This is a genomic window from Sphingobacterium athyrii (genome assembly GCF_003071065.1).
Lineage (GTDB): Bacteria > Bacteroidota > Bacteroidia > Sphingobacteriales > Sphingobacteriaceae > Sphingobacterium > Sphingobacterium athyrii.
This window is the reverse complement of the sequence record NZ_QCXX01000009.1, coordinates 291,414-304,959: the sequence shown is the minus strand read 5'-3', so window position 1 is coordinate 304,959 and position 13,546 is coordinate 291,414. Positions and strand designations below refer to the sequence as shown.

Here is a 13,546-nt window from a genome sequence, read left to right as displayed (position 1 = left end):
AGACATGAATAAATCAGTTTTTTATTTGTTGATTACAGCCTGTAGTTTTTCAGGCTGTAAAAAAACTCCCGCCGAAATAAGTGCTTTGATGCCTCCGGAAAAAACAGACGGCATCGCACTTGCTGAGTTGGGGAAATTAGCCTTCTCCAATGTCACAACGACTGGGGCTCTGATTACAGGCAAAGTAGTCAACAAAGGCGGGGCTCTAGTGACAAGCCGTGGTATCTGCTGGAGCATTACTCCCAATCCTACAATCGACAATAATCCTATAGAAGCCAGCTCTAGCAAAGGATCAGGTGAATTTAGCGTAGCCTTATCCGCATTAAATCCCTCCCAAACATATTATATTCGGCCTTATGCCAAAAATAAGGGTGGCATTTCTTATGGCATGCAAGAGGAATTAACAACTGCTGATATACAATCTGTTACCTTTGGCACCAATCCAGTCTTTATCATCGGCTCATCAATAATTTATTATGATGTGAATATTATTAGCAGTGGTGGTGGTGCAGTTACCGAACGAGGAATATGTTGGGGAACTATGGAAAAACCATTGATAAGTGATCATAAGCTTGTGAACGGATCAAAAGGTACGGGCAAGTTTCGAATTGGTATTCATAACCTTACTCCAAGTACAGACTACCATCTTCGGGCATATGCAATCAACGAAACCGGCGTAAGTTATGGACCTGACATTTCTTTCCGTACGATCGCCAAAGGTAAAGTAACCTACACATTCAATAAAGTGAATAATCCTACAGCCCAACAGCTTGCTGCTTATCAACGGCTGCAAGTGGCCCTCGACAGTGCGCTATGGTATACGAATGAATATACCTCCGCTACCAAACATATTTATCTCAACTACGATCCAGGAGTCCCTACTGCCGATGCCAACAATGAGGGATGGATGCGATTTGGCGCTAATGAAAGCTATCAAAATATACGCACGATGTTGCATGAGATGAACCATACTTTTGGAACCGGTACGACAAACTGGTGGTCGCAAGCTATTGTAAACGGTAAGTATAGTTTGACCAACGCTAACAGGATGCTAAAATCGATCAATACCGATGAATCTGCGGTTATTAATGGCGATACTATGCACTGGTGGCCCTATGGCTTAAATCAAAACTCGGAAGTTACCTCAAGCTGGGACTACGTCTACAATTGTCTAATAATCGAAGCGATGCGAAAAGATGGTATGACCAGCCACAGCGGAACTTAATAGCACAAAACAGGTTTCTTTATCGAAACAGAAAAATAGTTGCTTTATTACAGGCAACTATTTTTCTGTTTTTTCTTTCCATACACGCCATTTAATCATTGCCGTTACCTATTGCCCAGCTTTTCCCAAATGATTATAACGTTTCCGATACTCAGATGGTGAACATCCGAATATTTTAGCAAAATGCTGCCTGAAGTGTTTGATATCTTTAAAGCCAACACTATAGGCAGTCTCATTAATATTCGTTTTATTAGCGATGAGTAGCTGTGCTGCCCGACGCATCCTAATATAACGTATAAATTCGTTAGCGGATTTACCTGATATCGATTTTATACGCCTATACATATTTGAGTGGCTCATTCCTAACGCTTCAGCTAGCGTCTTTACAGTAAAAGCTTCATCTAACAGGTGCATTTCGACAATCTCAATTGCCTGTTGCAAAAAATCTTTGAAGGCAACGGGAACTTTATAGTCATTTGACTTCAATGTGATTTCACTGTAAAAATAAGCATGTAGTCTATTTTTGTTCTCTATTAAACTTTCAACGCGTGTCAGAAGCAGTTCTTTATCGAATGGCTTATTTACATAATCATCAGCTCCTACTTCAATACCTTTTAATTTAACATCAAATGATGAACTGGCAGTCAATAAAATAATGGGGATATGACTGAGACGCGTACTATTCTTTATCTGTTTGCAGAGGTCAATACCCGAATCACCCGCCATCATCACATCACTTATAACAATGGAAGGTTCTAACTTCTCTAACACACTCATTGCGCTTTCTGCACTATCCGCATTTATAACATGGTATTTATCCGAAAAAATATTGCTAATATAACGGAGCATGTCTTCGTTATCATCAACGACAAGTATTTTGTCACGTAATATGGTACTATACAATTCGTCAACTTGCCTCTTTTTTATAGATAATGGTCCCAAAACCTCACCCAAATCATTTTCTTGAACAGTGGGAGCATATTCAACAGTTGTTTTTTGTGTATCAAGTTGTTTATATGACATATCCACGTGCATCAAATCATCAAGCGGTATTGTTATAGAAAAAGTCACCCCAGCATTTGCGTTGGCAGAATACTCCAATTTACCCTGATGAAGCGCTATGAACTTTTTAACAAAAAATAATCCGATTCCAAAACCTTCTTCACTTTTATTAAATAATCTAAAATTCCGTTTAAAAGGTTTAAATATCTCGTCAGTCAGCTGAGTAGGTAGGCCTTGTCCCGAGTCAATGATATCAAATCTCAACTCTTGATCCGGACTATCTATTTTTACGGATATAGATCCACCTTCAGCTGTATATTTAAGTGCGTTTTGCAGTAAATTAACAAAACAAATTTCCAATTTTTGGTAATCAGCTTTAATGATCTGTCTTTCAATAGCGGATTCAAATAGATAGGTAATATTCCTATAATTTGCCAATTGCCTGAACGATTCAAAAACCTCTCGAAATAGGTAGACAACATCAAATACTGTATAAGAAAGTTCGTCGAAATTCCCGTCGGTTTTTCTGAACAAAAGAAGTTTGTCAGCAAGATTTAATAATCGCTTTGAATGCGTATAAATGGATTTCAATTCGTCCAATTCTTCCTTATTTTTTTTTGTGTTGCTGATAATATCTTTAATCGGATTAACGATTAGTGTCAACGGCGTCCTAATTTCATGGACAATATGGGTGAAAAATGTTAATTTCTCTTCGGTTAATTCGTGTTCCTTTTCCCGTTCAAATTCAGCTGTTTTCAATTTCACTAACAATAATGCCTTATTTTCTCGGTATTTATTGTAAAGATATATGGCACCAATTAAGAGCGACATATATCCTAAATAAGCCCAGGTATTTCTATACCAAGGCGGCAAAATTTGAATGCTAATTGTTCGTTCATCCTGATTCCATTCTCCATTTGCATTTGTCGATTTGATACGCAATGTATACCTGCCTTCCTTGAGGTTTGAATAATAAGCAGCCCTTTGCTTATTGACATAATTCCAGTCCTTATCCCAACCTTCGAGATAATAAGCATAATTAATCCGATCCGAAAAAGTAAAGTCCAACGCGGCAAACGAAAAAGATAAAGTCGCACTGTCATAAGGTATTTTGAGGCTTTTAACAGTATTCAACGAAACTCCCTTTTGATTTTCAGCCCGACCAAAAGGGATGTTATCAATACTTAATTCAGTGAATTTTAAAGGCGGATACTTTGTCTGAAAGAATATCTCCAGCGGGTTGAATATATTGAAGCCACGAATGCCTCCAAAAATCAATTGACCATCTCTTAATTTTATTGCTGCGTTATAGTTAAACTGATTACTTTGCAAACCATCCGATTGGTAAAAATTTTGAAATGCTTTTTTTCGCACATCCATTTTAGAAAGTCCATCAAGTGATGATATCCAGATATTCCCCTGCGTATCCTGTAGGGCATTCAATAGTGTATTGCTGACAAGCCCATCCTTTTCCGTATAACGCCTATAATTCATGGTGCTTAAATTCAGATGTAAAAGTCCTGCGCCCTCCGTACCAAGCCAAAGAAATCCATTTTCTGTTTGTTGTATAAAACGGATTGGAGTACCTATGCGGTAATTTTTGTATTCCATTGTCCTCAAATCTAACTTGAATAAGAAATTCCATGATCCCATCCATAAAACATTATTCTTGTCTTCATAAAAAGTTAACACATCGTTTATCGGCAAATCAAGCGGTTTAAATTGATCTGTAACCTTATCTAGAAAATAGACATTTCCACCACTAAGAGTGGAAGCCCAAAGAACTCCCTTTCTATCCTTAAATAGACGCCATACGGTGTTATTAATATATTTGGTGTTTGGAAAATAACAGGTATAATGTTTCGTCACACCGGTTCTCGTGTTTAACTTTAAGATACCCATATCATAGGTTCCGATCCAGAGTTGATCCAACCCGATCTTGGACAAGTGCTGTAACAAAAGTATGCCTGAGATCTAAATTCGATGAAAAGGGATAATTTTCTATTACACCTCTGGTCTTATTCCATTTGTATAATCCATCGCCATCTGTACCGATCCATATATGATTTTGATCTGCTTCTTCAAACGATAAAGTAAAATCGGAAGTATTTACCAGTCGGCTATTGGGATTGATTTTTGATGTTTTAAACCTTCTTCTAAGTGGATCTATAATATTGATTCCTCCCCTTAATGTTCCGATCCAAATACGATTATCTTTATCTTCAAGTACTGCAAAAATAGACTTACTGGTCAATTGCTGTTGATCAAATCCTACTTGATCCCCAAACTTCCCAGTATTGATATCGAGTTTCTGAATGCCCATACCGTCCGTGCATATCCATAACTTTTTATCCTTTCCATAATAAAGGTTCACGATAGGTTTTCGGTAAGGACCAAAATTGTAATATGTAAAAGATCTTGCGTTTGTATTGTAACAAACAATTTGTCCCCTATTGGAAAACCAAATATTTCCTGTCGGATCTGCTACCATAGCCGCCGATTGAAAGTTTCCTTTTTCGGTCAGCGAAAAAGTATCCTTTTCAGAATCATAATAAGCCAAACCAAGATTTTCGATTATCGCCCAGATTCCAACACCAGCTGCTTTGCAAATCGTATTAACACGGTAATTGGACAAGCTTTGGCCGTCATATTTCAAAGGTATAAGTTGTGCTATATTATAATCTTTTGTTTCCTGAATTTTTAAGAGCCCCTTAGCTCCTCCTTGTGCAAATACCTGACCACGGCCATCTTGCTCAACTTGATGAACTGCAAAATTTATGGGCGTGTTTCCATCTGGCAACTGTAACAATACTTGCTGATAATTGGTACGATTTGGATCGATCACAACAAGCCCGCTTTTCGTCGCTACATACAGATTTGCAAATTTACTTTCTGTAATAGCTGTTATACGGTTATCAGAGAGTGTATTTTTAGACAAAGGATCATTTTTAAAAACTTTAAATTCGTATCCATCGTAACGATTCAAACCATTTGATGTTCCAAACCATATAAAACCGTCTCGATCCTGAAAAATTGTTGTGACAAGATCATTAGAAAGCCCTTGGTTTATACCTAAATAAGCAATAGATGACTGACACCAAACCACATGAATAAACAAAAAAAATCCGAAAAGGGTCAAGTAGATATTTTTCATAGATAGATTATAATTGTTTTTATGACACTTAAATATAAAAAAAGCATGGCGATCAACAAACTTAAATTCAATGTTTATTGATTATAATAGCTCCTATCATCTCATTATTTTGAGCGGGATTCCAAGTCATATGTATTATAATCACAGACAAAAAAGCATTATATTGGTATTCAAAACAGGTATTTATGCAGAAAGCATTTGCAAAAAATGTTGTTCAGGTTTTAAAAAGAGATCGGAATATCATTGGATTAGCAGTCTCTGGCTCCTAGCGAACCAGTCAAATTGATAAATGGTCTGATCTAGACTTAGTGATCATCACCGAAGAGGATCTGAACGCCAACAGATCACGGATGGTCGAGTATGCTAACCGCTTCCGAAATCTATTATCAGCTTTTACAGGTGAACATGTTGGCGAAAAAAGTTGTTAATCTGTTTATATGACTCTCCCCTATTACACGTAGATATTAAGTTTATCACTCTTGAGGAATTTTGCGTCAGGATTGAAGATCCTATTATTTTATTAGATATCGACAATATTTTACAAAAAGTGAGAGACACGACCAAAGCACAATTTCCGGTTCCTGACTTCCAATGGATCGAAGACAGATTTTGGACCTGGATGCACTATGGGCTAACAAAAATTGGAAGAGGTGAATATGTGGAAGCACTCGATTTTATGGCATATTTGCGTATGGCAGTATTTGGACCTCTACTTCATATCAAAAATAATAATCTTCCGAGGGGCGTACGCAAAGTAGAGACAACACTACGGCAAGGTGAATAAACGAAATGGAGAGGTGAAACCTCTATGGCAGCAAGGGTTTTTAATAGCCCTTTTTTAAGGAAACTTCATTGAGCAAAGGTTGCCCAGCAGCCATTCTTCTATAATTATCCACCACTTGCAAGACCGAAGAGCCAATGTTTGTCCTACTTGCAACATGAGGTGTTATAAAAATAGAGCTGCAATTCCAGAATGGATGCTCTTGGGGTAATGGTTCTTGTTGAAACACATCGAGGTAAGCATCGGCAATCTGTCCTTTGTCTATCGCTTCTATTAAATCGTCATCCACAAGATGGTCGCCCCTACCAACGTTAAGTAAAACAGTTCCCTTCGGACATAAGGAGAAAAACTGATGATTCAAAATTCCGCTGGTGGCATCAGTCAATGGTAAAACATTCACAATAAAATCCGTCTGCTCAACTGCTGAGCTAAGGCCCTCAATACCTGTAAAAGAAATGACTCCCTGTATATTTTTTGGAGAATTGGACCAACCATTGACCTTGAAACCTAGCTCAACCAATCTTTCGGCAACATACCCTCCTATTTCACCTAATCCTAAAACCGTTATATACGTTTGACCAATGGATTTATACACTAGGGGATGCCAATGTTTTTTTCTCTGTTCTCTAGCATAAGCCGAAAAATTCTTCATCGAATGCATCACACAGGTCAAAACATGTTCAAACATATCGCTTTTTAGCATTGGATCTACAATCCTACAGGTATGAATATGTGATGGTATAGATTTCGGGAATAAATGATCTATTCCGGCTCCTCCAGATTGGATAACTTTTAAATTAGGAAAATGAGCATAATAACCTGCCTCAGGCTTCCAGCAAAGCGCAAACTCGACCTCATCATAGTTTTGGATATCCGGATAGATCTCGACTCTTGTTTCAGGTAAATGCTTATTGATTTCGAGCTTCCATTCTTCGGCCCGGCCGCTATTCAGTATCAATGCTATACTCATATTTCTTTCGTTTATACGAAAATAACATTTATCTTAAACATAGTAATACGTTGCAGTAAACCACCTCCTAAAAATTACACGAGGAAGGCTAATGAAATAAAATATCAACTTGCCTCATGTATTTTAAATCGCCCAAATGAAACGACCAGTTTCTATTGATCTGAATAGCCTTTCCAAAACCTATCTGCGCAAATACTCTCGCATATGAGGCATAGAGTAAAATAAAGAAATTACTCTATGGGTTTTATCACAAAAGAAAAGGAATAATCCTTATAGGGCAATGTATATTCAGAAAGTGGCCACGCTCCCCAACTGTTTATTCCGCCAACGCCCATCTGCCTGAGGTCTATGTTGAGCTGTGTTTGCTTCCTTTTGACCAGATCGGCCGCATGACGCTGTTGTCTTTTTGGGCCATCATCCAAATCGCTGTCAAAATAATGCAAAGCGCTAATACTAAAAGTCGAGTCTGCAGTAACAAGCAGTCCACGACCTCGCTTATTCTTTATTTCCGCCCATCTGACATCGGTCTTGTTACCCGTCTCCTGTGGCATAACATATGGAAAATACTGTTGTTCTACAGTTTGTTTATATAGTCCTACATGTGAGGAAAAATTTCGGTCAATATAATTCTCCTGCGGGCCCCTTCCGTAATAAACCAAGTCTTCAAATCCGGCAGGCATGATCCATTGCATACCAAAACGTGGCAGAAAGGCCACCTTCTGGGTCGTGTCAGCCTTGAATATTTGGGAAACGCGCATTTCACCCGATTGATTCACGCAATATTTCATCTCCAATAAACCAAATACCTGTGGCATCTTATACGTAGCGCAAACGCAAACTAGATTACCAACAAGTTCTGATGAAATTTTTTCCAATTCAATCGCATCTGTAACCTGTTTCCAGGATTTTAGCTTTTCAGGTGTATTTGCACCAAAATCATTGTCATTCGGAGCCCGCCAGAAATTAGCCTTAAAAAAAGCTTGTTCATCGGTAAAATTCTGCCCCTTATAGTTATAATGTGTCAGCCATCCAGATTTAAGATCAAACTTGATCAGCAGCTGGTTTCCCTCAATAACAAGATTTCCATCTCTTTGCTCTGCTTTGATATTCCCTTTAGCTAAAATGGTCGTATTCGGTTTGAAAACTCCTCCTAAAGACAACTGCTCAGTCGCGACAATATGTCCTTTGGGAAGCAATGGTTCCGCTTCTTTCAATCGATATGTCAAATTTAGAAATTTCTCACCTTGAGTAGCTGTCTGATAAGGAATAGCCAACGAGGTAAACTGCTGCGGAGAAACATGCAGGCTCTTGACCAGACCAGACTGGACTTTCTTTCCGTTTACAATAAGGTCCCATTGGAGTTCAACATTTTCCAATCCGGTGAAAAAGCGTTCATTGTAAATCTTTATACGTTGGTCGCCCAATAAGCTACTGTGAATATCTTGGTAAACTTTCTTCATTTCCCAAGCATGGGGATAAGGGGTTCTATCGGCATAAAAAATCCCCTTGGATGCATAATTCCAGTCTGTGATGGCTTCTTTGGGTTCATAGTCACCACCGTAAGTATACACAGTATCGCCTTTATTGTTTATTTTAACAAAACACTGGTCCACAAAATCCCAGATAAAGCCTCCCTGGAATATTCCTTTATTTGCTCGAATAATATCCCAATATTCCTTGAAGTTACCCAATGAATTCCCCATGGCATGAGCATATTCGCATTGAATGAAAGGCCGCTGGGGTTTAGGATTCTTCATCGCATAATTCTTCATAGCCGACGGACTTGCATACATCGGAACGATCAGATCCGTATTCCAATCAAATCGCATTTCGCCATAATTGTTCACAGCCCTTTCGTACTGTACAGGACGGCTTTGGTCCAATTCTTTCATGCGAAGATATGCCCGATAAAAGTTGTACCCATTCCCGGCTTCATTTCCCATGCTCCAAATGATCACACTAGGATGATTGCGGTCGCGCTGGATAAGGCGTTCAACTCGTTCGACATGAGCCTTTTCCCATGTCGGCCTATTCGCCATGGTATAGGACAGGTCATACCCCATACCATGGGACTCTATATTGGCCTCATCGATAACGTAAAGTCCGTATTGATCACAAAGCTGTAACCAATACGTTGCATTGGGATAATGGCTCGTACGGACAGCATTAATATTGAATTTTTTCATTAACCGCACATCTCGCAACATGTTTTCTTTTGAGATCACATGTCCAGTGACTGGGTCTGTTTCATGTCTATTTATCCCTTTAATAAGTACTGCCTGACCATTGACAAGCAATTGACCATTTTTAATCTCTATCTTGCGAAAACCTACGCGCTGGGTTATAACTTCAACCACTCTTCCGCGGCTGTCTTTCAACCGGATAATTACCTGGTATAAATTCGGGGCTTCTGCAGACCAAAGTGCCGGTCTGTCCACGGCCAGTCCCGCACACGCTTCTTTACCCGATATTTTCACAGATTCACTTGCTACAAGCTGTTCATTCCTAGTCAGTATAATCTCCGCAGTCAAATCTTCCTGGCTAATCTTATTTAAGATTAGCTTGGTGTTCAATACGCCGTTGTCAAATGAATCATTAAGCGTGGGGGACAATTGAATATCGTTCAGGTGTACCGATTCGCGCATTATCAGGTAGCAGTCGCGCGTCACACCACTCAAACGCCACATATCTTGATCTTCCAGATAATTTGCTACTCCCCATCGCATCACGCGCATCGTAATCAGATTTTCTCCTCTTTTTAAGTATTTTGTAATGTCAAATTCGGAAGGTAATTTGCTATCTTCTCCATAGCCAACGTATTCACCGTTCACCCAAACAGATAAATTTGACTTGGCCGCCCCAATATGTAGAATAACGGGCTTTTCCTGCCAGTCATCGGCTAGTATCACTTTACGTCGATACACAGCTGTTGGATTAAATTCCATTGGTACTACAGGTGGATTTGGTTTTCCAATCAGATAAGTGAACTCAAAACCCGAAGTTGTATACATCGGAAAACCGTATCCATTAAGTTCCCAGTTAGCAGGCACCTGAAAATTGTCCCAATTATGGTCATCATGGTTCAATGCCTCGAAGTGAGCTGGCAATTGTGAAGGACTGTTTGCCCATTTAAATTTCCATGAGCCATTCAAGCTTAAATAGGCTGAAGATTCGCGCCAATCATTGTTGATAATTTCGGATGCATTTCGAAAGGTGACAAAATCAGTGTGCATAGGGAGCCGATTTTCTTCGGTTATAGTTTCATCCAGCCAAGGAATCCCTTTTCGGATAACAGTATCTTGTCGATGTAGATTATTGTCATCACGTGTTAATGTCACACTCGACTGTGCATACAGGTCAGCCTGGAGCACGAGGCTATTCAGCACTAGGAGTACTAATCTGTTCAGTAATTGCATTTGCAGTTATTATGAATTATTTGAAAAATGAGTCAGATCCCACTTATCTCTCCAGTTTATTTGTGTTTTGTCGTTTACTAGGTCGATGGGTAACCAAATATACCTACTGTCCGTAAGGTTCCTGGGATTCCAACGGTCGGCCATGAAAATAAAAGCATCCTTTTTTCCTGCAACAGGGAGTATAAATGTAGACTGCCCCCCAAAAGTGAACGCCGAGTTAGCACCAACCATGGGATCCCCGAGAGACTTCCAGGGTCCAAAAAGGTTTGTTGCTCCGTGGAGCTCTGCACGGTTTGGAGCCCAACCGGTACATCCACTGGTAACCAAATAATAGTTGTTTCTATACTTAAATAAAGCAGGAGCTTCTCTATGATTTCGGAATAATAAGGAATCTTTGGAGGTTACATGGAGGTAATCATCGGTCAATTGAACCATACGTAGGGCATAATTTTCGTCTGATGAATAGACTTGATAAGCTTTACCGTCCGTATCCACAAATAACCCCATATCCCGGGACATATTATTATTGGGCCGAAAGCTGTGGACAAAATGAAATGGGCCAACGGGCGAATCACTGACAGCAACTGCAGCCCTAGCTGCTACATAGCCTTGTCCTTTTAACTCGAGGTGGAACCACATAACATACTTCTTTAGCTTATGATGATAGATGACTTTTGGTCTTTCGATGATGCACCCCCATGCAATATCACTCGTCGAATCAGCACTCGGAGTCAGCGCCAGTCTTTCAAACCTCCAATTGTATAGATCATCTGAGGAATAGACATTGACCCCCTGCGATGTGCTTCCCCCACGTTTCTCACCGTACCAATAATACCTTCCGTTTTGATAAAGGATTCCGCCTCCATGTGCATTGATCACATCACCGGACTGATCTTTCCATGTTGCGCCGGGTCGAAAGTCAGAAAAGACTTCAGACTTCGGTTTTTGATAAACACGTACATAATCTATTTCGTACTTTGCCGGAAGTAACTTCGTATCGATCGTGCCGCCGTTAATACCACCCAGCGCCAAATTCAAGAGCAAGTAATGTGGCTGTGTAAATGGATTAAACCCTGTACCATCGCGATTGACCAATTGATCCGATGTAACGCGTATCATCTCGATATCATCCACGTAAAGAGCAATTTCCTTTTCATCCCAGGCCATCCGCCAGATATGGAATTGATCGGCCCAAGCTTTCCCGCCTAGTTCTTTGACGGCTTGTGTCTTACTAAACCAATGCGCTTTCCAACGTTGGTCGGTCCCTATTGCGATATTGGCCAATATATTGCCGCGGTAATATTCCATGATATCTATTTCGCCATTGGAAGGCCATTCCTTGGTGGTACCTAAAGTCCAGAAAGCGGGCCAAAGTCCTTCGCCTATAGGAATACGTGCCCGAATCTCAAAAATGCCATATTGCCACTTTTGTTTGCCCAAGGTATTTATTGACGCTGAGGTATACTTTATCTTTTTACGGGAACTAATCCAATCAGTACTTTCCGGTTGAAAGCCAGGATGTTCACGTTCTTCTCTCTTGGCCTCAATAATCAACACACCATTTCGACAGAATGCATTATCTTTTTGGTACCATTGTTCTTCACGATTACGTTTGAAGCCTTCCTCATAGCTCCATTTGTTTGTATCGAGAGAACCTTCGTCATTGAATTCGTCAGACCAGACCAAACTATACCCAGATGGTATTGGCTGTTGGCTATGCGCAACGAAATAATTTGTAAGCAAACTAAGGCAGACAAATAAAAGTTTTTTCATCATTAATTTATGTTTCTTAAGACAATAGCTCTTGATTATCATAAACAAAAATATATCCCTTTTCGATGAAAATTGAGGGGGATATAGGTCAAAAACGGGGATATATTCGTATTTATGTAATAATGAGATTACATAAATACGATTTCGGACGTAATGATCAGTAGGGCACTTCCACTGACAAATGATTATCCCGGATTTTGATAAACGACAGAATTTTCTACAGTACCCTCTCCGAAACCAATTGAAAATGTTCAGTTGATCAAAAAATTACACAACCATCACAGGAGGTGGGTGCGCATGCTTTTTCTTTGCTAGCTGAGATTTTAAAGTTGCCTGCATCGTTGGCTTACGTAACTCGACCAGCTTTTAACTTTTGTCAATCGGCTATATGCAATGAACAGTAATAAGCTCAATCTATCGATTAATCTTCTTTTTTATAGATGAAACATCCCGCCTCAGAAGAGTGGTCAAGAACTAGGCTTCGCATATCTTCTCGCCATATCAAGTGAACAATCATAAAATCACCGGCAGCAGAAACGGTAAAAAAAATAGCAAACAGCAGTATATGAATATTTCCACTGTACCATGCATAGATAATAGGAATGATCCCTAGGATAATCGATGGCATCAATGCACCTATGATATACTGTCGGATACGAAGTGGCTCCTTGCAATGGCAATAAGGTGTTAACATCTTCAATAAAACACCGAATTTGATCGATCTGAACCCATTTTTGGTATAACATGACCAAGTTATCCCATGAATTAGTTCATGCACCACTACCCCAATGACCACTATGAGGACACCTATCAACGCAGAAGATAACGACGTTATTTCTAACATATTTTTGATAAAAACAAACGGATTTTCATTGCGTTCCCAAATAAAATAAAATGGTAAGGTATACAACAGAATAATTGGAATAAATAAGAAAAGGGCAAAGATATTTGCCTTGTACAGATCTATAAACCGTTCTTCTTTAACATATCCGGAAAGTGATTCCATTTCCATATGGTTGTTGTTAGGATTTATCAATGATACTCCTTAAAAATAATATAATTTTTAGTTCCTTACAAGAAACACAAGAAAGTGTGACAAACATCGGATAACAATCATGATAGGAGATCTTTTGGCCATTGGGCTTTTAATGCACTCAAAGAAAGGAATGAAAGGATGTAAAAAAGTATTTCATAAAAAAGGGTTGTCAAAAAAAGATTGGGCAAC

8 protein-coding genes are annotated in these 13,546 nt (G+C 39.3%); 2 read left to right on the top strand and 6 right to left on the bottom strand.

Annotated features, from left to right (window positions below):
• Window positions 1-4 precede the first annotated feature (4 nt).
• A complete protein-coding gene (locus tag DCO56_RS26105; protein ID WP_108636618.1) occupies window positions 5-1,225 on the top strand; it encodes a hypothetical protein in 1,221 nt (406 codons plus the stop codon).
• A gap of 108 nt (window positions 1,226-1,333) precedes the next feature.
• On the opposite strand, the gene DCO56_RS26100 is transcribed toward DCO56_RS26105, so the two are convergent.
• Together DCO56_RS26100 and DCO56_RS26095 are read right to left on the bottom strand one after the other, a co-directional pair.
• Complete coding sequence (locus DCO56_RS26100; protein WP_146191143.1) at window positions 1,334-4,186, bottom strand: hybrid sensor histidine kinase/response regulator transcription factor; 2,853 nt, start codon at window positions 4,184-4,186, stop codon at window positions 1,334-1,336.
• Window positions 4,131-5,381: a ligand-binding sensor domain-containing protein gene (locus DCO56_RS26095; protein WP_108636616.1), complete on the bottom strand. Its 1,251-nt coding sequence runs from the start codon at window positions 5,379-5,381 to the stop codon at window positions 4,131-4,133. The genes DCO56_RS26100 and DCO56_RS26095 overlap by 56 nt, the downstream gene beginning before the upstream one ends.
• 547 nt (window positions 5,382-5,928) lie before the next feature.
• On the opposite strand from DCO56_RS26095, the gene DCO56_RS26090 reads away from it, so the two are divergent.
• Window positions 5,929-6,165, top strand: coding sequence for a hypothetical protein (locus DCO56_RS26090; protein WP_146191142.1), 237 nt, complete (start codon window positions 5,929-5,931; stop codon window positions 6,163-6,165).
• Between the two features lie 40 nt (window positions 6,166-6,205).
• On the opposite strand, the gene DCO56_RS26085 is transcribed toward DCO56_RS26090, so the two are convergent.
• The 4 genes from DCO56_RS26085 to DCO56_RS26070 all read right to left on the bottom strand — a co-directional run bounded on the left by DCO56_RS26085 (window position 6,206) and on the right by DCO56_RS26070 (window position 13,333).
• Window positions 6,206-7,132 carry a 2-hydroxyacid dehydrogenase gene (locus tag DCO56_RS26085; RefSeq protein WP_108636614.1) on the bottom strand — a complete coding sequence of 309 codons (927 nt, stop codon included), beginning with the start codon at window positions 7,130-7,132 and terminating at the stop codon, window positions 6,206-6,208.
• Between the two features lie 230 nt (window positions 7,133-7,362).
• The gene (gene lacZ / locus DCO56_RS26080; RefSeq protein ID WP_108636613.1) at window positions 7,363-10,548 is read right to left on the bottom strand and encodes a beta-galactosidase, LacZ type; all 3,186 of its coding nucleotides are present in this window, start codon (window positions 10,546-10,548) and stop codon (window positions 7,363-7,365) included.
• 9 nt (window positions 10,549-10,557) lie between these two features.
• On the bottom strand, window positions 10,558-12,324 hold the full coding sequence (locus DCO56_RS29800; protein ID WP_245935924.1) for a family 43 glycosylhydrolase: 1,767 nt from the start codon (window positions 12,322-12,324) through the stop codon (window positions 10,558-10,560).
• 418 nt (window positions 12,325-12,742) lie between these two features.
• Window positions 12,743-13,333: a DUF3267 domain-containing protein gene (locus DCO56_RS26070; protein ID WP_108636611.1), complete on the bottom strand. Its 591-nt coding sequence runs from the start codon at window positions 13,331-13,333 to the stop codon at window positions 12,743-12,745.
• Between the last annotated feature and the right edge of the window lie 213 nt (window positions 13,334-13,546).

Coding starts and splice junctions, on each gene's coding strand:
- DCO56_RS26105 (WP_108636618.1), top strand. CDS start 5: ATGAATAAATCAGTTTTTTATTTGTTGATTACAGCCTGTAGTTTTTCA.
- DCO56_RS26095 (WP_108636616.1), bottom strand. CDS start 5,381: ATGAAAAATATCTACTTGACCCTTTTCGGATTTTTTTTGTTTATTCAT.
- DCO56_RS26085 (WP_108636614.1), bottom strand. CDS start 7,132: ATGAGTATAGCATTGATACTGAATAGCGGCCGGGCCGAAGAATGGAAG.
- lacZ (WP_108636613.1), bottom strand. CDS start 10,548: ATGCAATTACTGAACAGATTAGTACTCCTAGTGCTGAATAGCCTCGTG.
- DCO56_RS29800 (WP_245935924.1), bottom strand. CDS start 12,324: ATGATGAAAAAACTTTTATTTGTCTGCCTTAGTTTGCTTACAAATTAT.
- DCO56_RS26070 (WP_108636611.1), bottom strand. CDS start 13,333: ATGGAAATGGAATCACTTTCCGGATATGTTAAAGAAGAACGGTTTATA.